This window comes from Ruminococcus sp. (assembly GCF_019423705.1).
GTDB lineage: Bacteria > Bacillota > Clostridia > Oscillospirales > Ruminococcaceae > Hominimerdicola.
Genome location: NZ_JAHZAX010000002.1, coordinates 213,728 through 234,449, shown reverse-complemented (window position 1 = coordinate 234,449; position 20,722 = coordinate 213,728). Strand labels below are relative to the sequence as shown.

The 20,722-nt window shown below is 45.2% G+C and carries 19 protein-coding genes; 6 read left to right on the top strand and 13 right to left on the bottom strand.

Annotated elements, in window-relative coordinates; genetic code table 11:
• Nucleotides 1–122: 122 nt before the first annotated feature.
• Nucleotides 123–1,430 (bottom strand): tRNA (N(6)-L-threonylcarbamoyladenosine(37)-C(2))-methylthiotransferase MtaB, encoded by a 1,308-nt coding sequence (gene mtaB, locus QZ371_RS02725; protein ID WP_295209040.1) that lies wholly within the window; start codon nt 1,428–1,430, stop codon nt 123–125.
• A 268-nt stretch (nt 1,431–1,698) separates the two neighbouring features.
• On the opposite strand from mtaB, the gene QZ371_RS02720 reads away from it, so the two are divergent.
• From QZ371_RS02720 to QZ371_RS02695, 6 genes are all read left to right on the top strand, one after another.
• Nucleotides 1,699–1,929 carry an HPr family phosphocarrier protein gene (locus tag QZ371_RS02720; protein ID WP_295209033.1) on the top strand — a complete coding sequence of 77 codons (231 nt, stop codon included), beginning with the start codon at nt 1,699–1,701 and terminating at the stop codon, nt 1,927–1,929.
• A 307-nt stretch (nt 1,930–2,236) separates the two neighbouring features.
• On the top strand, nt 2,237–2,464 hold the full coding sequence (locus tag QZ371_RS02715; RefSeq protein ID WP_295209030.1) for a hypothetical protein: 228 nt from the start codon (nt 2,237–2,239) through the stop codon (nt 2,462–2,464).
• Between the two features lie 209 nt (nt 2,465–2,673).
• Nucleotides 2,674–3,432, top strand: coding sequence for a YdcF family protein (locus QZ371_RS02710; protein WP_295209027.1), 759 nt, complete (start codon nt 2,674–2,676; stop codon nt 3,430–3,432).
• A gap of 131 nt (nt 3,433–3,563) precedes the next feature.
• The gene (locus QZ371_RS02705) at nt 3,564–5,051 is read left to right on the top strand and encodes an L-fucose/L-arabinose isomerase family protein (protein ID WP_295209020.1); all 1,488 of its coding nucleotides are present in this window, start codon (nt 3,564–3,566) and stop codon (nt 5,049–5,051) included.
• Between the two features lie 86 nt (nt 5,052–5,137).
• Nucleotides 5,138–5,605: a flavodoxin gene (locus QZ371_RS02700; RefSeq protein ID WP_295209014.1), complete on the top strand. Its 468-nt coding sequence runs from the start codon at nt 5,138–5,140 to the stop codon at nt 5,603–5,605.
• Nucleotides 5,606–5,795: 190 nt separating this feature from the next.
• Nucleotides 5,796–6,995, top strand: a complete 1,200-nt coding sequence (locus QZ371_RS02695) for a PLP-dependent aspartate aminotransferase family protein (RefSeq protein ID WP_295209003.1) — start codon at nt 5,796–5,798, stop codon at nt 6,993–6,995.
• Between the two features lie 111 nt (nt 6,996–7,106).
• Here the strand turns inward: QZ371_RS02695 and gatB are convergent, their stop codons facing one another.
• The 12 genes from gatB to QZ371_RS02635 form a co-directional block, all read right to left on the bottom strand.
• Nucleotides 7,107–8,543 carry an Asp-tRNA(Asn)/Glu-tRNA(Gln) amidotransferase subunit GatB gene (gene gatB / locus QZ371_RS02690; protein ID WP_295208992.1) on the bottom strand — a complete coding sequence of 479 codons (1,437 nt, stop codon included), beginning with the start codon at nt 8,541–8,543 and terminating at the stop codon, nt 7,107–7,109.
• 17 nt (nt 8,544–8,560) lie between these two features.
• Nucleotides 8,561–10,012: an Asp-tRNA(Asn)/Glu-tRNA(Gln) amidotransferase subunit GatA gene (gene gatA / locus QZ371_RS02685; protein ID WP_295208989.1), complete on the bottom strand. Its 1,452-nt coding sequence runs from the start codon at nt 10,010–10,012 to the stop codon at nt 8,561–8,563.
• Between the two features lie 12 nt (nt 10,013–10,024).
• Nucleotides 10,025–10,294, bottom strand: a complete 270-nt coding sequence (gene gatC / locus QZ371_RS02680; RefSeq protein WP_295208976.1) for an Asp-tRNA(Asn)/Glu-tRNA(Gln) amidotransferase subunit GatC — start codon at nt 10,292–10,294, stop codon at nt 10,025–10,027.
• 41 nt (nt 10,295–10,335) lie between these two features.
• Nucleotides 10,336–12,351: an NAD-dependent DNA ligase LigA gene (gene ligA / locus QZ371_RS02675; RefSeq protein ID WP_295208962.1), complete on the bottom strand. Its 2,016-nt coding sequence runs from the start codon at nt 12,349–12,351 to the stop codon at nt 10,336–10,338.
• An 81-nt stretch (nt 12,352–12,432) separates the two neighbouring features.
• The gene (gene yunB / locus QZ371_RS02670; RefSeq protein ID WP_295208950.1) at nt 12,433–13,068 is read right to left on the bottom strand and encodes a sporulation protein YunB; all 636 of its coding nucleotides are present in this window, start codon (nt 13,066–13,068) and stop codon (nt 12,433–12,435) included.
• 50 nt (nt 13,069–13,118) lie between these two features.
• Complete coding sequence (locus QZ371_RS02665) at nt 13,119–15,515, bottom strand: endonuclease MutS2 (RefSeq protein ID WP_295208948.1); 2,397 nt, start codon at nt 15,513–15,515, stop codon at nt 13,119–13,121.
• A gap of 17 nt (nt 15,516–15,532) precedes the next feature.
• Nucleotides 15,533–16,291, bottom strand: a complete 759-nt coding sequence (gene recO, locus QZ371_RS02660) for a DNA repair protein RecO (protein ID WP_295208944.1) — start codon at nt 16,289–16,291, stop codon at nt 15,533–15,535.
• A 187-nt stretch (nt 16,292–16,478) separates the two neighbouring features.
• Nucleotides 16,479–17,390 (bottom strand): GTPase Era, encoded by a 912-nt coding sequence (era, locus tag QZ371_RS02655; RefSeq protein WP_295208937.1) that lies wholly within the window; start codon nt 17,388–17,390, stop codon nt 16,479–16,481.
• Nucleotides 17,391–17,433: 43 nt separating this feature from the next.
• Entirely contained in the window at nt 17,434–17,919 is a 486-nt protein-coding gene (locus tag QZ371_RS02650) for a diacylglycerol kinase family protein (RefSeq protein ID WP_295208932.1), read from the bottom strand.
• On the bottom strand, nt 17,906–18,415 hold the full coding sequence (gene ybeY / locus QZ371_RS02645) for an rRNA maturation RNase YbeY (protein ID WP_295208924.1): 510 nt from the start codon (nt 18,413–18,415) through the stop codon (nt 17,906–17,908). Before ybeY ends, QZ371_RS02650 begins: the two co-directional genes overlap by 14 nt.
• A gap of 8 nt (nt 18,416–18,423) precedes the next feature.
• Nucleotides 18,424–19,383 (bottom strand): PhoH family protein, encoded by a 960-nt coding sequence (locus tag QZ371_RS02640; RefSeq protein WP_295208901.1) that lies wholly within the window; start codon nt 19,381–19,383, stop codon nt 18,424–18,426.
• Nucleotides 19,384–19,525: 142 nt separating this feature from the next.
• Nucleotides 19,526–20,713, bottom strand: coding sequence for a sporulation protein YqfD (locus QZ371_RS02635; protein ID WP_295208892.1), 1,188 nt, complete (start codon nt 20,711–20,713; stop codon nt 19,526–19,528).
• Nucleotides 20,714–20,722 lie beyond the last annotated feature (9 nt).

Sequence of the window (20,722 nt, the reverse complement as noted above, 5' to 3'; positions counted from 1 at the left end):
GGCAGGGCATATAATTTAAAGCGAGTTTATATTGTCTGACTTTGTGAAAATTTTTATTATTTTATCGAAATGCGCTGGTGCAAGCAAAAAGGGGACAGCTTTTGCCGTCCTCACGTTATACATTATATGATGGTATCGCCATAGCAAAATTCGTCGTCCGCAGATGTAATTTTTACCTTGATAAGCTGTCTGCGCAGCGAAATATTTTCGCTTTCTCTCGGTATCTTTACTGTAACATAATTTGGTGCGTGACCTTGATGATACTTGGGTGATGTCTCCTTTTCAAAGAGCACCTCCTGTACAGTTCCCACAAGGCTTTGCAGATAAGCCGCTTTTGTCTCATTGCAGACCTCAGCCATTTGAGCTGCACGGCGGTGTTTAGTCTTTCTGTCAAGCTGACCGCTCATTCTGTCGGCGACTGTCCCGGGTCGGCGTGAATATGGGAAAATATGCGCCTCCGCAAAGGCTATCCTCTTTGCAAAATCAAGAGACTGCTGGAACTCTTCCTCAGTCTCCTGCGCAAAGCCCACCATTATGTCCGTCGTTATGGCGCAATTCGGAAAATTTTCACGAAGTTTTTTGCAAAGCGTTTCATATTCTGACGTATCGTAATGGCGATTCATACGCTTCAAAGTTTCGTCGCAGCCGCTTTGCAGGGAAAGATGAAAGTGAGGACAAAGCTTTTTAAGCTTCGCCATTCGCTGGATATCGCTGTCAGAAATAAGCTCTGGCTCAATAGAACCAATGCGCACTCTGAAATCGCCCTCACAGCTGCAAGCTCTTTCGATGGCGTCGATAAGCCTTATGCCGTCCTTGAAGTCACGACCATAACAGCAAAGATTTATCCCCGTTAGGATTATCTCCTTGTGACCCGAATCGACAAGCTGCTGCACTTCGGGAGCGATATCTTCCAGCGGCTTTGAGCAGATATGCCCCCTTGCTCTCGGGATAATGCAGTAAGTGCAGTATTGATCGCAGCCGTCCTGTATCTTTATGTAAGCACGGGTCTTGCTGTCGGCGCCTGAGTTAGTCATCTTCTCGAAGGCTTTGCCCTTTTCTCTCGGCACGATCTTGACTATCCGCTCACCGTGAGTTATGTATTCTTTGATAAGCTGGGGTATCTCTTTCTTTGCACCCGTTCCGACGATTATATCACATTCACTCATTTCCGTCGCCTGCTTTTCAAAAGCCTGAGGAAAGCAACCAGCTAGGACGATAAGACATTCGGGATTGTCCTTGCGAATCTTGTGGATAAGCTGGCGGCACTTTGAGTCGGACTGAGCCGTCACCGTGCAGGTGTTTATTATACAGACCTCTGCTTCGGCGTGATCGTCGGTCGCTTCATAGCCTTGTGAGAGCATAGCTTCCTTTATATTTTCAGTTTCATACTGATTGACTTTGCAGCCAAATGTATAATAAAACGATTTCATAATTGATTTCCTTTCATTACTTAAATGTTTATATTGTACAAAAGAAATTATATATTGTGTTAAATATGCACAAATTTCAGCTTCCTTATCTGTCACTCTTGATTATTGTATCATATTTTATTTTTTTTTGCAAATATCCATTGACAAATGCGAAAAAACGTATATAATATAAGTTGTAGAGAAAAAGATCTACAATATATATTATAGTGGGGAAGAAGTCGGGAAGAGAATGTAAGATCAGCCGACTGTTCCGTAAGGAGGAATTACTATGAAAAAGGTAAAAATTCAGCTTGACTCAATCGCAGCAGTAAAGAAGTTTGTAAGCGTTGTATCAATGTACGACTTTGATGTGGATCTTGCGTCGGGCAGATACGCAGTTGACGCTAAGTCGATTATGGGTATTTTCAGCCTTGATCTTTCAAGTCCTATCCAGCTGGTCGCACATACAGATGACGCAGACAAGTTCCTTGACGAGATCAAAGAATTTATTGTTGACTAATATTGATTCAAACTCCGATCTATCGGGTGAAAGGCATAGAGCTTCGGGCTCTGTGCCTTTTTTGTGTGCTTTTGCACAAGAGTGTGACTGTGTATTTGTGCATATTTTACTTATCAAATGTATAATGTATTAACAAAGATTGTTTCACTCAGAAAACTTAATTAAATTAACGAAATTTTTCTGAGAACGTAACACATTTTCTGTATATTGAATAGAATATTAATTGTACAATGTATTTAAGAATACTATAAGGTGTACTTTGTTTAAGACAATAGATATTTAAAATGGATTAAACGGAGGGATCGTTATGGTAAAAGCATATATCAGACTTGATACGCTTGATGACATAAGCAGACTGCATAATGCTGCAAAGGACTGCCAGTTTGACCTGGTGCTCGAATCGGGTGCGATAAGGGTCGATCCAAAGTCATTGCTTGGCATTTTCGGCATAGGCACAAAGAAAACAGCGGCACTTGTTACAAAAAACGGGGACAAGAAGATTTTCCTCGAAAAGTTCGGTGATTTCATTGCTTAAAGAAGATCAGTTAGATTAGAGGTTTTATAGTATTCTTTTGAGGTTATATTTTACTTTTATTTGTTTAAGGATTTAAAAGACAGCACCGAAGGGTTCTCCCTCGGTGCATTTTTCTTTGTGTCGATAATATTAAGAAACATTAAGAAAATTTTCACTTGTGCCTATCACTAAGATGTGTTATAATGTAGAAAAAACAAGGAGATATAAAGATGAATGGACGGATAATTCTGCTGGCGCTGGAAACGCTGCTGCTTTTTCTGTTTCTTGTGCCGCTTCCTATAATATGTTCTGGCAACCTGTTCGGCATTATCGTTTCGCTAATACTTATGATAATAACCGCAAACTGGGGCAAGTTTTGTAGTATAATTTCGGCGATATGGAGCCACGGTGCAGGCAAAGTAGGACTTATAGCCGTTGGTGCGATCATCGTCGCAGGCATAGCTTATGTCACCACACTTTCGATATTGATGTATAAAGCGCAGGAAAATCGTCCCGAAAAGCCTAATGTTATCGTTGTGCTGGGCTGCAAGGTCAATGGTGAAAGGCCGTCAAGAATGCTGCGCAGACGTCTTGACGCTGCATATGAAGCTCTCAACGAAAATCCCGAAACTTTGTGTATTGTTTCGGGCGGGCAGGGAAGCAACGAAAAGATAAGCGAAGCGCAGGCTATGTACACTTATCTTGTGGACAAGGGCATTGACAGCGACAGGATAATTATGGAGGACAAGTCTACCTCTACTTATGAGAACATAAAGCACACTCTTGATATCCTCGACCAGCGTGGAATGAGCCACGATATGACCATTGTCACCGACGGCTTTCACCAGTATCGTGCAAGCCTTATCGCAAAGGCGCAGGGTGTAGAGAATATCACAGCCTATTCGGCTTATACTGAACCACGATATCTTTTCACCTATTGGGTGAGGGAATGGCTGGGGCTGACCCATTTCTTTGTTTTCGGCAATTGATATTTTTATCGGGCGATGTTTGCACAAATTGTGCGGATATCGCCCGAAATTTGCACAAAAAGATATTGAAAATTTGCTTTGAATGTGTTATAATCGTTGATATAAAAATATGAAAATCGGAGGTTAGAAATGTGAAAAATATACCAAGTGTAAAACTGGGCATCGTTGCCGTTTCAAGAGACTGTTTCCCAATGTCTCTTTCTGAGTCTAGACGTATCAAAGTCTGTCAGGAGTATACAAAGAATTACGGCGAAATTTACGAATGTCCAACAGTTGTTGAGAATGAAAAGGATATGCTCAAGGCGCTGGGCGAGGTAAATGCTGCCGGCTGTAATGCTCTTGTAGTATATCTCGGAAACTTTGGCCCTGAGTCATCAGAAACTTTGCTTGCAAAGAAGTTTGACGGCCCTGTAATGTTCGTTGCAGCAGCCGAAGAGCCTTGCGGTAAGGAACTTATCGACAATAGAGGCGACGCTTATTGCGGAATGCTCAATGCAAGCTATAACCTTGCGCTGAGAAATATCAAGGCTTATATCCCTGAGTACCCTGTTGGCACGCCTGATGAGTGCGCAAAGATGATAAGCGAGTTCGTTCCCATTGCAAGAACTATCCTTGGTCTTAATAATTTGAAAGTTATCTCATTCGGCCCACGTCCACAGGACTTTCTTGCTTGCAATGCGCCGATCAGACAGCTTTACAATATGGGTATCGAGATCGAAGAGAACTCCGAGCTTGACCTGTTTGAAGCTTTCAATAACCACGCTGGCGATGAGAGAATACCTGCCGTTGTTGCAGATATGGAAGCTGAGCTTGGCAAGGGCAACAAGATGGCTGGTATCCTTCCAAGACTTGCGCAGTATGAGCTGACGCTTCTTGACTGGGCTGAGGCTCACAAGGGTTCAAGAGAGTACGTTGTATTTGCAAACAAGTGCTGGCCTGCATTCCAGACACAGTTCGGTTTCGTTCCTTGCTATGTAAATTCAAGACTTACAAAGATCGGCATTCCTGTTGCCTGCGAGGTAGATATCTACGGCGCTGTCAGCGAGTACATAGGCGTTTGCGTATCAGAAAAACCTGTTACGCTCCTCGACATCAACAACACAGTTCCTGCTGATATTTACAATGAAGATATCGCAGGCAAGTTCCCATATACACATAAGGACACATTTATGGGCTTCCATTGCGGAAACACAGCTTCAAGCCTTGTTAAAGCGCCTGAAATGAAGTTCCAGCGTATTATGAAGAGAAACCTCGAGCCGGACAGCGAGCCGAACATCTCGAGAGGTACTCTTGAGGGCGATATTATCGACGGAGATATCACGTTCTTCCGCTTCCAGTCCACAGCTGACGCACAGCTCAAGGGCTATATCGCAGAGGGTGAAGTGCTTCCTGTTGCAACACGTTCATTCGGTTCGATTGGCATTTTCGCTATCAACGAAATGGGAAGATTTTATCGTCACGTTCTCGTTCAGAAAAATTATCCTCACCACGGCGCTGTTGCCTTCGGCCATTATGGAAAGGCACTCCACAGCGTTATGACTTATCTCGGAATGAAAGATATCGGCTTCAATCAGCCTAAGGGTATGCTTTATCCGACAGAAAACCCATTTGAGAGATAATAGTGCGAGATCAAAAAAATAACTGGCAGTTACCGCACTTTTTATGGGTGCGGTATTGCTTTTATATGGATCAAGGGGGAATTATTATGAGCAAAAAGCTTGTTGCATATTTTTCAGTCAGCGGCGTAACGAAAAAGCTCGCTGAGAAGATCGCAGCGTTGACGGAAGCTGATCTCTTTGAGATCAAGCCGCAGGTGCCTTATACTGACGCCGATGTCAACTGGAAAAATCCTATCTCACGCTGCAATAAAGAAAAGATCGCACGCAAGGACGTGCCGATAAGCGGCACCGTGTCAGATATGGCGGACTATGACGTTATCTATCTCGGCTTCCCGATATGGTACTGGGCTGCGCCGAACATTATAAATACGTTCGTCAAGTCATATGATCTGAGCGGCAAGAAGATTATGCTCTTTGCAACTTCCGGCGGAAGCGATATGGGTAAGACAGCTGAAAAACTCAAGCCTTTTATGAACGGCGGCGAGATCCTTGACGGCAAGGTGTTCAATGGAACGGTTGAAAATATAGAGATCAAAAACTGGGCTATTTATTGATACTGAATAAATTAAGACTGTCCTGCGGCAATGCTGCGGGGCAGTTTTTTTGCATATTTATACAGCAATTGAATAAATCATATGGGAATACCATAAAATTAATTATAAATTTACAAATTGTCGTAAGATATGTGTTATAATTATTACTGTATTGCGAACTCGCAAAAAGTATCGAAAGGACGTAAAATTTATGAGCGAAAAGAATTATGACGGACTTAGCTTTACCACAAGAGCTATCCACGTTGGAAATGAACCCGACCCAGGCACAGGCGCTATCGAGCCGCCTATCAATATGGCAAACAGCTTCCTGCTGCCTTATGACCCTTCAACAATGAACTGGTCAGCTTCTGAGGATAAGATATACACAAGAAACGGCGGCGTGAATCAGGGACTTCTTGAAAAGAAGATCGCTAACCTTGAGGGCGGCGAGGATTGCGTTTGTCTCGCAAGCGGCGTTGCTGCGCTTTCCGCACTCTTCTTCACTAAGCTGAAAAAGGGCGACCACGTTATCTTCTCAACAGTTACATATATCGCAACATACAGAATTTTCAATGAGCTCTGGACAGAGAAGTGGGGCATTGAGACTTCTATCGTTGACTGCACAGACCTTGAAAAGATCAAGGCAGCTATCAGACCAAACACAAAGCTTATACACTTTGAGTCACCGGGAAATCCTACCCTTTGCATTTGCGATATCGAAGGCATTGTAAAGCTTGCTCACGAGCACGGTATTCTCGTTTCTGCCGACAACACATTCTCATCGCCTTATAACACAAGACCTCTTGAATACGGCGTTGACTTCGTTGTTGAAAGCCTTACAAAGTACATCAACGGCCACGGCGACTCAATGGGCGGCGCTATCATCGGACCTCACGAAGATCTCGAGCAGGTTCGTTATCAGGCACAGGTAAACATCGGCGGCGTAATAAGCCCGTTCAATGCTTGGCTCATTATGAGAGGCGCTGTTACATTCCCACTTAGAATGCAGGTTCACAACGATAACGCTCTTGCTATCGCAAAGTGGCTTGAAAAGCAGCCTTGCGTAAGTTTCGTTGCATATCCGGGACTTGAGAGCCACAAGGGTCACGACCTTGCCGTTAAGCAGATGAAGAACGGTTTTGGCGGCGTGCTTTCATTCGGTCTCAAGGGCGAGCATGACCTTTACAACAGAGTCGTTACACACCTTAACATCTTCACATCAGCAGTTTCACTTGGTCACGACGCAAGCCTTATCGTGTTCCTTGGCGAGGACGACGAGAGAATGTACCTCTATCCTGAGGAGTTCCACGGCGGTTTCTATCGTGTTGCTATCGGTATCGAGGACAAGAACGACCTTATTAACGATCTGAGACAGGCATTTGTTGCCGAAGGTCTTGAAGTTGTAGACTAATTTCATTTCGCACATTTTCACCGCAGAGGTAATATCTCTGCGGTGTTTTTTTGCGCAAAAAAAGAGACGCACGATCTGCACGTCTCTTTGATATGTTACTATAACAGGAAATTAACCCAGCTTTGCAAGAATGATCTCCTTCATCTTGCCGGGGTTAGCCTTGCCCTTTGAAGCCTTCATACATTGACCGACAAGATAGCCGAGAGCGTTAGTCTTTCCGCCCTTGTAGTCGTTGACCGACTTCTCATTTGCAGCAAGCACTTCTTCTGCGATCTTTTCAAGAGCGCTGTCGTCAGATACCTGCGCAAGACCCTGCTCTTCGATAATGTCGCTGACCTTCTTGTCCTCTTCAAGGAGAACTGCAAATACTTTTTTGCCGCCTGCATTTGAAATTGTGTTCGCCTCGATAGCAGCCGCAAGATCAGTAAGGTTATCAGGCGTAAGCTTTGTGTCCTCAAGTGTCTTGCCTGTTGCGTTCATATACTTTACAAGGTCGCCAAGTATCCAAGTGGTGTAGCACTTAGCAGGGAACTTGTCCTTAGCCATACAACCGTCAAACAGCTTTGCAAGGGAAACAGACTCAGCGATAAATGTTGCGTCCTTGATGTTAAGACCGAACTTCTTTACATATCTAAGTATCTTAACGTTTGGCAGCTCAGGGATACTTCTCTTGAGCTCGTCAACACGCTCTTGATCTACAACGATGGTGAGAAGGTCCGGCTCAGGGAAGTAACGATAATCCTGTGCGTCCTCCTTTGAACGCATTGAAACGCTTATGCCCTTGTCATCATCCCAACGGCGTGTTTCCTGCTCAACTTTTCCGCCTGCTTCAAGGATAGCGATCTGTCTTTCGACTTCGTAATCAATACCTCTTACGGCAGCAGAGAAGCTGTTTACGTTCTTCATCTCAGAACGTGTGCCGAATGGCTCGCCAGGCTTGTGAACAGATACGTTAACGTCACATCTGATAGAGCCTTCCTGCATTTTACAGTCACAGATACCAAGATACTGGAGGATAGACTTGAGGGTTTCAAGATAAACCTTTGCTTCCTGTGAGGAACGCATATCAGGCTCGGAAACTATCTCGATAAGCGGTACGCCGCAGCGGTTGAGGTCAACCAGCGAAACGCCGTGGAACTTGTCGGAGTGAAGAAGCTTACCAGCGTCCTCTTCGATGTGTATTCTTGTGATACCGATACGTCTTTCTTCGCCGTCAACAAGAATGTCAACATAGCCCTTGCCGCAGAGCGGAACTTCCGCTTGTGAAATCTGATAAGCCTTTGGCAAGTCGGGATAGAAATAGTTCTTTCTGTCCTGCTTGCATATGCGGTTTATCTCGCAGTTGAGTGCGTGACCCATTCTGATAGCATAATCAACGACCTTTTCATTAAGCGTTGGCAGCGTGCCGGGCATACCCATACAGATAGGGCAGACCTGTGAATTGACTTCAAGACCGAACTGGTTCTTGCAGTCGCAGTATATTTTAGATTCGGTGTTGAGCTCTGCGTGAGTTTCAAGACCGATTACAACTTCATAGCCTTTAACCATTTTAGTGACCCCTTTCCTTAAAGCTTCGGCATTTTAAATCCGCCGACAAGCTGCTCATAAGCGTATGCTGTGTTGAGCAAGCGCTGCTCTGTGAACTTTCCGCCGATAAGCTGCATACCAACAGGCAGACCCTTGTCGTCATAAGCGCAAGGAATGCTGACAGCAGGAAGTCCTGCGATATTTACTGTAACTGTGCAGACGTCGTTAGCGTACATCTTGAGGGGATCGCCTGTGTTTTCGCCGATCTTGAAAGCGGTTGAAGGAACTGTCGGTGTTGCGATAACGTCAACATCGTTAAATTGTGCGGCAAATTCCTGCATAGTCCTCTTCTGAAGAAGTTTAGCCTTCTTATAATAAGCGTCATAGAAACCAGATGAAAGCACGAATGTGCCAAGCATAATTCTTCTCTTGACCTCGTCGCCAAAGCCTTCTGAACGTGTTCTTTCGTACATATCAACAAGTCCGTCATAATTTTCAGCTCTGAAACCATATCTCACGCCGTCAAATCTTGCAAGGTTCGATGAAGCCTCAGCAGATGAAATGATATAGTAAGATGAAAGCGCATAGTCAGTTGACGGCAGGGAGATCTCCTTAACAGTAGCACCCTGCTTTTCAAGCTCCTTGACTGCGTTCATAACAGACTGCTTAACAAAGCTGTCGATACCGTCGCCGAAATATTCCTTTGGAATACCGATCCTAAGACCCTTTACGTCAGCATTGAGATCAGCGGCAAAGTTCGGATATTCTCTGTAAGCGGAAGTTGCGTCATATCTGTCGTGACCAACGATAGCGGACTGGACCATTGCAACGTCCTTGACACATCTGCCAAGAGGACCGATCTGATCCAGCGATGAAGCGAAAGCGATAAGACCATATCTTGAAACGCTGCCATATGTAGGCTTGAGACCTACAACGCCGCAGTACGAAGCAGGCTGTCTGATTGATCCGCCTGTATCTGAACCAAGGGCAACGATAGCTTCGCCGGCAGCAACAGCAGCAGCCGATCCGCCTGAAGAACCGCCTGGAACTCTTTCAGTATCGAATGGGTTCTTTGTTGCCTTGAAATGTGAGTTCTCAGTTGATGAACCCATTGCAAATTCGTCCATATTGAGCTTGCCCGTGATTACGATATCATCAAGCTTTTCCATAACCGTCGCATTGAAAGGCGGAACGTAATTGCCGAGCATTTTAGAAGCGGCAGTCGTTCTAAGACCCTTTGTGGAAATGTTATCCTTAATACCAACAGGGATACCTGCCAGTGGTGAAAGCTCTTCGCCATTAGCGATCTTTTCGTCGATCTCGGCAGCTTTCTTCATTGCATTCTCTTCATCAATTGTGAGATATGCGTCGACCTTGTCCTCAACAGCCTTTATCCTGTCGAAAACAGACTTTGTAAGCTCTGCGGAGCTTATCTCCTTGTTCTTTATCATTTCTGACAAGTCGCAGGCGTTTCTTTCAAAAAGTTCCAAATTCAACACTCCTTACTCTACTGTTTTTGGCACGACGAGACAGCCTGCCTTTACTTGTGGAGCGTTCTGCATAAGCTCCTGTCTTGTGAATTTATCCTGGACAGCCTTGTCCTCTCTGAGTATCATCGGGTTATCGGGGTCAAGGGTCATTTCGTCCTGAATGTCGGGAAGCTTTTCGACCATTCCCACGATGTTTTCCATTTCTGACTCAAACTTTTCAAGCTGGTCGTCTTCGATACGAAGTCGTGCGAGCTTGGCAATGTGTTTAATGTCAATGTTCATTTTACATTCCTCCTGTTTTATTTTATATAAAAGCTGAGATGCTATTTTATCATTTCTTTGAATTGTTCTTCGGTGATTATCTCGATACCGAGCTGCTGAGCTTTATCAAGCTTGCTTCCTGCTTCCTCACCTGCAAGAACATAGTCCGTTTTTTTGGACACTGAACCGCTTGCCTTGCCGCCGTATTTCTCAATGAGTGCTTTTGCTTCGCTTCTTTTCAGTGTTGGCAAAGTGCCTGTGAGCACGAAAGTCTTGCCTGCAAATCGGTCGTCTATCTGAACTTTCTCGTATTTTGTATTGATGCCGCACTCCGTCAGTCGGGCGATAAGCTCTTTCATATGCTCCTCGTGGAATGCGTTGTAAACGCTTTGCGCCATTACGCCGCCGAAACCGTCAATATCGGCTATCTCATCAGCGGAAGCTTTCATTATGTTGTCAAGGTCGCCGAATTTGTCGCACAAAAGCTTTGCAGAAGCTTGTCCGATATTTCTTATGCCAAGGCCAAACACCAATCTATCCAAAGAATTGGACTTTGACTTTTCGATAGCGCCAAGCAGATTGTTCACGGATTTTTCCTTGAAGTTATCAAGCTGCATAAGCTTGTCAGCGCTCAAAGTATAAAGATCGGCAACAGAAGCGATAAGCTTGTTGTCAAGCAAAGTCTGCACTATCTGCGGACCTAATCCGTCAATATTCATCGCACCCTTTGAAGCGAAATGCACAATGCTTCTGAATATCTGCGCAGGACACTCAACGTTAGGACATCTGACAGCCGCTTCCTCTTCCGACTTAACAAGCTTAGTGCCGCAAACAGGACAACATTCGGGAAGAGTGAACACGCCGTCGCCGTGCTTTTCAACTGAGCCCAGCACCTCGGGAATGATATCGCCGGCCTTGCTCACTTTGATGATATCGCCAACGGATATATTTTTCTCATTGATAAAGTCTTGATTGTGAAGCGTCGCCCTTGAAACGCTTGTGCCTGCAAGGAAAACAGGCTTGAATACGGCAACAGGGGTTATCGCACCCGTCCTGCCGACGTTCAACTCAATGTCAAGGAGCTCAGAAGTCTTTTCCTCTGGCGGAAATTTATAAGCCACCGCCCATTTCGGCACTTTAGCCGTTGCGCCAAGGACTTCACGCTGAGCAAAACTATCGACCTTTATTACAACGCCGTCAATGTCATAAGGCAGGTCAAAACGCTTTTCGCCGATGGCCTCAATGCACTTTATAACTTCATCAGCGGTGGAAACACGCTTGTAATTCGGTATCGTCTTGAAGCCAAGGCTCTTGAGATAGTCAAGTGACTCCTTGTGTGAAGCGATCTCCTTGCCCTCGATCTGCTGAACATTGAAAACGAAAATGTCAAGCTTTCGCTTTGCAGCTATCTTCGGATCTTTCTGTCGCAGAGAGCCAGCCGCAGCATTTCTTGGGTTCTTAAAAGGCTGCTCGTCATTATCCTCCTGCTCTTTCACAAGCTTTAGAAAAACGTTTCTCGGCATATAAGTTTCGCCTCTGACCTCGATCAAAGGCAGCTCTTCGTTTATTTTAAGTGGAATGGACTTGACAGTTTTGAGGTTTGAAGTAACGTCCTCGCCCACAAATCCGTCGCCACGGGTGGAGCCCATAACAAGCTCGCCATTATGATATTCCAGCGATACGGAAAGTCCGTCGATCTTAGGCTCAACAACGAACTGCGGCTTATCCACAGTCTGCTGAACAGTATCGATAAAGCTTCTTACCTGTTCAAAGGAGAAAACGTCCTGCAACGAGCCCATTTGAACCCTATGCTGAACTTTCTCAAATATTGAAACAGCCTTGCCGCCCACTCGCTGAGTAGGGGAGTCGCTTCTGACAAACTGCGGAAACTGCTCCTCCAGCCCTTTAAGTTCCTGCTGGAGCATATCGTATTCATAGTCGGATATTTCATTTCTGTCCTCAACATAGTAAAGCTGTGAATGATAATTCAAAAGCTTCACAAGCTCGTCAATACGCTTTTTTGCTTCCTGTTCGTTCAAATCCTTACAACTCCGTTCCGCCGCTATAAAAAACGGCATATCATACCCTAATATTATACCATATAGATCAGCAAAATACAAGTATTTTTTGCGATATAGCCGCAATAATCCACATAAATTTCAGCTTTTGCCGCTGCCGTCAAGATACATTTTCGGGATATCCCCCACGATAACAGTTTCGGCGATGAGATAATCGCTTGAAATGGCAATATCTGTTGAATGTGCAGGCAATATGGCGGTCATTTCGACTGTGACAGTCACATAAAGCCTGTATTTGGTCTGATTTATCCCAGCGTCAGTCATTTCGCTTCTGAGCTCAGTTTTTGCCGCACCGATCTGATGAAGTCTCAGAGGAATGTCAGCGCCACGTCCTGTGAGGATATTAATGCCCGAAAGCGTTCCGATAGGCACGGATATCTCCTTGCCCTCAAGCTTGCTGAGACTTTCATTAACAGCTTCCGAAAGCCTGTTTTGCAGTTTGTTCACCTGTTCTGTGTCGCTGTTTATCGCCGTAATCCTGCCGCTTTCGTTCTTTGTTATCTTGATAACGCCGCCCATATCATTGTCACGCAGTTCGCTGTTGACAGCATTATTTATGACGTCAAGAGCCTGCTGACGGCTCTCAAATTCGCTTATCTCGCTGATATGCCTTGAAAGCTGCGTGAAAAACACCGCCGTCAGCAATGCAAGCAGCGCAATTATTCCGAGGACTATATATGACAATCTGTTCTTGAAAGAACGCCTGTGTACGCTCAAAAAAATCACCGCCTTTGGCTTATTATATACCAAAATGCGGTGATATGTGATTATTTCAGTTCAACGATAGTAACGCCGTCCTCGCCCTCGCCGTAAACGCCTTTTCTGAACGACTTTACAGACGGGTGGCTTCTCAGCGCACGTCTTATAGCGTCACGGAGAATTCCCGTGCCTCTGCCGTGAATGATCGTCAGCATTGTCACGCCCGACATTATTGCGTCAGAAATGAACTGCTCCATTTCGTGAACGCCCTCGTCGGCGGCATAACCTCTTATGTCAAGTTCGGTTGATACTTTTCGTGTCATACGGCTCTCAATGCCGTTCTTTGAAACGCTGCCCTTTTTGACAGGCTTTTTCGCCTGCTTCTGAGGCTGCTGCTTTTCAACAAGTCGCAGCTTCTTGACGTCGATCTTCGTTTTCATAATGCCAGCTTGGATAAAGCACATTCCGTTGTTGTCCGGCGGCGTTACCACAATGCCCTTGCGGTTGGTGTCAACGATAAGCACGTTGTCGCCCTTTTTGAGAGGTCTCGGCAGAACATAGCCCTCGTTGCGGCTCTCTGAAACAGGGTTAGCTTCGTTGTAAAGCTTGTTCATCGTGGATTTTTGCTTGTGCCTTGCATCAATGGCTTTCTGTGTGAAGTTCGGGTTCTCTTTTTCCTTTCTCAGCTTGTCAAGCTCTTCGACAAGCGCCTGCGATTCACGCTGAACACGATTGACGATCTGCTGAGCCTCACGCCTTGCCTTTTCAAGCTCCGCCTCTTTCTGATCGTAAAACTTTTCTTTCTGCTCTTCAAGATCTTTTCTGAGGGCTTCGCTCTCCTTGCGGTATTTCTCCGCAAGTCCGTTGTTTTCCTCAAGCTGTATCCTCGTGCGCTCAAGGTTGTCTATTATGGTCTCGAACTTTCTGTTGTCCTCAGAAATAAGCGATTCAGCATACTTGATGATATCTTTGTCAATGCCCAAACTTTCAGATATGGCAAAAGCGTTGGATTTACCTGGCGAACCGATTATAAGCCTGTAAGTAGGGTGCAGGGTCTCAACGTCAAATTCGCAGGAAGCGTTTTCAACGTCTGGCGTGTCGATAGCATACATTTTAAGCTCTTGGTAATGTGTCGTCGTCACAAGTGTTGCACCGAACATTCTTATGCGCTCTATCATCGCAACGGCAAGGGCCGCACCCTCAACTGGGTCGGTGCCAGAGCCAAGTTCGTCCAGCAGTACAAGGCTTTCGCTGTTCGCCTCGTCAAGAATCGTCTTAACTCTGCTCATATGAGATGAGAAAGTGGACAGATTGTTTTCGATAGACTGCTGATCGCCGATATCTACAAGAACGTGCTTGTAAACTGATATTCTGCTTCCGTCAGAAGCTGGGATGAGCAGGCCGCACATAGTCATAAGCGTCAGAAGTCCCACGGTCTTGAGCACGACAGTTTTACCGCCTGTGTTCGGGCCTGTGATTATGAGCGAATGATAGTCCGTGCCGATAGAAAAGTTTATAGGCACAACCTTTTTCGGGTCGATAAGCGGGTGACGAGCCTTATTGAGCACGATAACGCTGTCATCAGATATTTCTGGGAGCATTGCTTTCATCTTTGCACCAAGATTTGCCTTTGCAAAGTAAAGGTTCAGCTCCGTGACAGCATTGTAATTTGAAATGAGCTGGTCTTTCATTTCAGCACATTCCATTGAAAATTCAGCGATTATCCTGTGTATCTCGTCCTGTTCCTGTCCCTGCAAAATGCGGATATCGTTGTTTGCTTCAACGACTGACATTGGCTCGATAAAAAGGGTCGAACCAGTTGCGGAAGTATCGTGAACAAGACCGCTGACATTGCCCTTGAACTCAGTCTTTACAGGCAGAACAAAACGTCCGTCACGCATTGTGACGATGCTTTCCTGCAAGTATTTCTGTGTGCTTGGGGACTTTATCATCTTGTCCAGCGTCTCTCTAATTTTCAGACCCGAACGTGTTATCTTCTGCCTTATGCTTCTAAGCTCAGCGCTTGCGTCGTCAGAAAGCTTTGTATCGTCTATGATAGCAGTTTCAAGTCTCTGCTGTAAGTATTTGTTAGGAAAGAGCATTTCAAAGAGATAAGAAAGGGAAGTGTCCTTGTTTTCGCATTGCTCATACCAATGGTGCAGCTCATATGTCTGCGCCAACAGCCTTCTTATCTGTATCAGTTCGGCAAGGGAAAGCGCGCCCCCTGCCTCGGCTCTTTTGATGTAAGTGGATACGTCGCTTATGTTATAGAAATTCGGCGTGCCGTATCTCACGCTGAGTTCCAAAGCCTCGGCTGTCTTGCCCGTCTCTTTTCTGACCGTGTAAAGGTCGGAGCTGGGCTTTATCGCCAAAGCCATTTTCCTTGTCCTGTCGTTGGAGCATTCTTTTGAAAGCATTTCAAGAATTTTATGCAGCTCCAGCGAGTCGTAAAATTTTTCGTCCATATATATGTTATTTCTCCTTAAAGCATTTTGTAAAAATCAAGGGAAGTAAACTTCCGCTTGAGGTGATATCCCACGCAGCTTTCCGTAAAGTGCGTAAGCTTTTTCTGATAATTTTCCGAAATCTTAAAAGCAAACAGCCGCTCATATTCAGTCAGCGCAATAAAGCGGATTATGTAAAGCATAGTCCTGTCAAGTGGGATAGTGTTTATATCATCGGGGTCTTTGCAGCAATTTTCGCAAAGAATTTTTCCGCTGACAAGGTCAAGATACATCGTGTCTGCCTCATAAGCCATACAGCCTGCACAGCACAAAAGATCGGGGCGGAAGCCTGCTTCGCAAAGCAGTCTGAACTCAAAAATTGATTTCAGCAGCTCCATATCACGCTGACCGTTGTTGAGAAAATGCAGGGTGTTAAGGGTCAGCCGCATTATATCGAGATTATCCGAACTTTCCGTACCCACATACATAAGCAGCTCCGTCAGATAGCAGGCAAGCGCCGTCTTTTTCGGGTCGAGCCGCAGATTGTAAAAAAGCTTTTCCGATTCGCAGCTGTTGAGATAATATGAAGTCTGATTTCGTGCGTTCCTGCGCTCGTCAAGGCATAGCTTTGAGTATGCGAACATCTGGGTGGCTGAGGCGTTTTTCGTGCTCTTGCGGCCGCCTCTTATAAAAACGTTTATAACACCACGTTCGCTAGTCAGCACCGTCACCGATTTGCTGGACTCGCCCCTGTCGTTCTCTTTTAGTATCAGTCCCTTCAATGTCAGCAATCCCATTGTCAGCGTCCTCTTTTCCGTTGGTGAACTGCTGTTTATACAGCAGATAGTCCTCTATCCTGCCGCTTGCAAAAAATTTGTCCCAAAGAGTCATAATAATAACCGCCTTTCAGATAGCAAGTATCTCGGTGATATTATTATCCACGCTCTTCGGGAGCATTATAAGCGGAAAAATTTGTTTTGCCTTCTATTCAAGACCGAAGTTCTTAATCATACCCTCACGGTTCCTCCAGCCTTCTTTTACCTTTACCCAGCATTGCAGATTGACTTTGATCTGGAAAAAGTCCTCAAGATCGGCTCTTGCTTCCTGTCCGATCTTTCTGAGCATCGAGCCGCCCTTGCCGATAAGGATACCCTTGTGGGACTCTCTCTCGCAATAGATAGTTGCAGTCACGTCAAGTATAGCCTCGCCGTTTCTGTTCTCACGCTCGTTAAGCTGTTCGATAGTCACAGCAATGCCGTGCGGCACTTCGTCGCTGAGGTTATTGAGCGCCTTTTCTCTTATCATTTCAGCCATAATGACTTTCTCAGGCTGGTCGGTGAATTTATCGTCAGGGAAGTAATGCGGCCCTTCAACAGCGTTCTTTTCAAGATCTTCCATAATAATGTCAAGGCCGTCCTTTTCGAGCACGCTCACAGGCACGATATCCGCAAAGTCATAAAGCTTTGAATACTCAGCTATCCTTGCGATAAGATCTTCTTTATTTTCAAGCAAGTCGATCTTGTTGAGCACAAGTATCACCTTTGTCTTGCCTGGCTTGAAGCTCTTTATAAGCTCTGTCTCGTTTTCAGAAACTTTCTTTGTGCAGTCCGCCATAAGAATGATAAGGTCGACACCAGTTACGGACTCGCTGACAGCGTTGAGCATATGCTCAGAAAGCTTGTTCTTAGCCTTGTGCATACCCGGTGTGTCCATAAATACGAACTGAGTGTCGCCCTTTGTGAGCACGCCTGTTATCTTTGTTCTTGTTGTCTGCGGTTTATTGCTGACAGCGGCGATCTTCTCGCCCACAAGTGCATTGAGCAGGGAAGACTTTCCTGCGTTGGCACGTCCCACAATGGTGACGAATGCGTTCTTTGAATTTTTATTATTGTTCATATATCTATCCTTTATTTTTACAATGTCAGTTTTTGTTATCCTGTTATTTATCATCGGGTTTCTTTGGTGTCGTGAGCACAAGAGCTATCCAAACTATCGCCAACACGACAATAGCTCCGCAAAGCACAGGCCGCTGCAAATGAAATGCAATTATGCTTTTCCAAACAGCAGGCTGCCCAAACAGCCTCACAGCAACGCCGACAGAAGCTATCGCTGCCGTAAGTACAGCCCCAGCACCGCAATCTTTTGCGACCTTTGCAAGCGGGTGATCGCCTTTGCAGACCATATCAACAACGCTCTCGATAGCCGTGTTCACAAGCTCCAACGCTATCACAAGTCCAATGCAGATATAAACTGCGGCACACTCAGCACCCGATAGCTGAAAAAATCTCATAATGTACAAAACAAAAGCTCCAGCGCCGATATGAAAGCGCATATTGCGCTCATACTTCACCGCATACCAAAGTCCTTGAAAGGCATAGCCAAATCCCTTGATAAACTTAACAAGGCCGGAATTATCTGTGTTCATGTTCTCCTAAAAAGCTTGCGTCTCTCGAAATGCCGAGATTTCCGAGTATCGCCTCTTCCTTTTCACGCATAATGCGCTCCTGCAAATTGCTCTCTTCGTGATCGTAGCCAAGCAGGTGGAGCATTGAGTGAACTGTAAGGAAGCCCACCTCACGCTCGAGGGAGTGACCGTATATCTCAGCCTGTCTGCAAGCGGTCTCAAGACTTATAACTATATCGCCCAGCAGCAGAGCGCCCGTCTCGTGGTTGACGTCAAAATTGCCGTTCTCACCAAGAGGAAAGCTCAGCACGTCTGTTGAACGATCGACGTTTCTATGTTCTTTGTTGAGCTCGTGTATCTGCTCGTCATTGACAAATGATACAGACACCTCAAAATCGTCATTATATCCTTCATATTCCAAAACGGCGTGACAGCAGCGTCTCACAAGAAGTCTTATTCCCACAGGTATTTTTACTTCCGTCTGATCGTTTGAGATCATTACTTTTATCTTGCCCATTGTTTTCTTCACATTCCTTTTTTGTTATATTTTTCATAGGCAAGGATAATGTCCTGCACAAGTTTATGGCGGACAACGTCCTTGTCGGTAAATCTGTTTATTGATATATCGTCAATGCCTTTGAGCACGTTCATAGCTTGGATAAGTCCCGACTTTCTCTGATCGGGCAGGTCTATCTGCGTGATATCGCCTGTTATAACGATCTTTGAGTTGAAACCAAGACGTGTAAGGAACATTTTCATCTGCTCGTGAGTTGTGTTCTGCGCCTCGTCAAGGATAATGAACGAATCATCAAGAGTACGGCCTCTCATATAAGCAAGGGGTGCCACTTCGATACAGCCACGCTCCTGCTGTCTTGCAAAGGTGTCAGGCCCCAGCATTTCAAAAAGTGCGTCATAAAGCGGTCTGAGATATGGGTCTACTTTGCATTGCAGGTCGCCCGGCAGAAATCCCAGCTTTTCACCGGCCTCCACCGCAGGACGTGTAAGGATTATCTTCTCGACCTCGTGAGCCTTGAAAGCCTTAACTGCCATTGCCACCGCAAGGTAAGTCTTTCCCGTTCCCGCAGGACCAACGCCCATAACGATAGTCTTTTTTCTTATGGCTTCAACATATCTTTTCTGACCCAAAGTCTTTGGCTTGACAAGCTTTCCGCTGACAGTCACGCACACGCCATCGTCTGACATATGCTTTATCTCATACTGCTTGCCCTCACGCACCAGCGAGAAAACGTAGCGGATAGTCTGCTCGGTTATGGCCTCGCCATTATTGATGAGAGCGATAAGACTATTGATAGCTTCCGAGGCGTTGAATACGTTCTCCTCATCGCCTGTTATCTTGATATCGTCCCCACGACCTAAAATGACAACGTTATACTCTTTTTGTATAAGATTGACATTCTCATCATAATTGCCAAAAAGGCTGAGCACAGTTTCCATTCTGTCAACGCTGATAAGTTTTTCTGCCATTAGCACAACTTCCTCTTCTTTACATTTTGATACGGCATACGCCGCCAATGATACATGATATATTATAGCACGTTTTTTTCTGTAATGCAACAACATCAGTTAAGTTTTAACATAATTTTATGCAGGCTTTAACACTCTTTTATCATTTTCTTATAAAGAACTCCACCTCTTTGCACATTTCGCCTTTGAGAGTGTATGTAACAGTTGTCTTAACGCCTGTATCGGTAACAGTATCCTCCGCCTGCCTGTCTTTTATTTCATAACCGCTTAGAAAATTCCGCTCATAGTGATAAGCCTTATCGTGAACGATATCAAGGGCTTCCGCTTCGCTGTAATTATGATCCTCAAAGTCATATTCGGTCAGCGAAAGGCTTTTTATACCGAAAGGCAGTTCAAATCCGAACAATTCCAGCGGACAATAGCTTTGCTCCGAACGCCAAAAGCCATCGGGCTTTGATAGAAACAGCGGTATATCTGCGTCATAGAAGCTGAAATATCGCTTTGTGTCCGTCTTGCCTGTATCTGTTTCGATATTATCTAAGAATTGCTGTTCAAAGGTGACAGTTCGCTCAAAAGTGCCGATAACAGAGCCTTTTGAACGTGCATAATTGGTCTTGGTCTCGATATTCTCCTTGCCGTCGATCCAGCTTGACTTTGACGTTATTATCTCACCGCTAATGACGATATCGCCCTTTGTTACGCCGCTTCCAACAGGAACGAGAAGTTGTCCGTCATAAACGCTGACGCTTTCGATAACGCCGTCCTCGCAGGCAACAAGATTTGAGGGATATCGGTTGGCTTCACGCTTTTCGCCGCCCTCGGTCTCAATAACGTCTATAATAAGCGTATTGCCCTTTCGGGTTATTCCAGCCCAAGATATGCCCTCAACATTCTGCTTTAGAGCACGTTCTGTTACAACAAGATCAATGTTCGGGATATAGCATCCTGCTTCAATGCCCTCGGCTTTCAGCACGTTCATTACGCCTTTTTTGATATTTTCATCATCTGACAGTATATCGAACCGCACGGCGATATTTGAAAGATAAAACCCAGCTCCAAACACAAAAAGCACCCCTGCGATCATACCAGGTCGGGATAAAAGCTTTTTAAAGATACTCACAGCGCCACGCTGTCTTATCGTGGTGTATTCAAGCCCCAGCTCGTTGCATAGGCTTTCCAAAGCCTTGCAGTATTCAGCCGATAATCTGAGTGAGACCTTGCCGTCCTTCTCACACATATTGCGGACGGGGATATCGTCATTGCCTATCCTGCGGTAAAAACGTGAGAAGCTGTCGCCTGTTATTATGTAGTCCTTATAACCAAAGATCATTTATGTTCC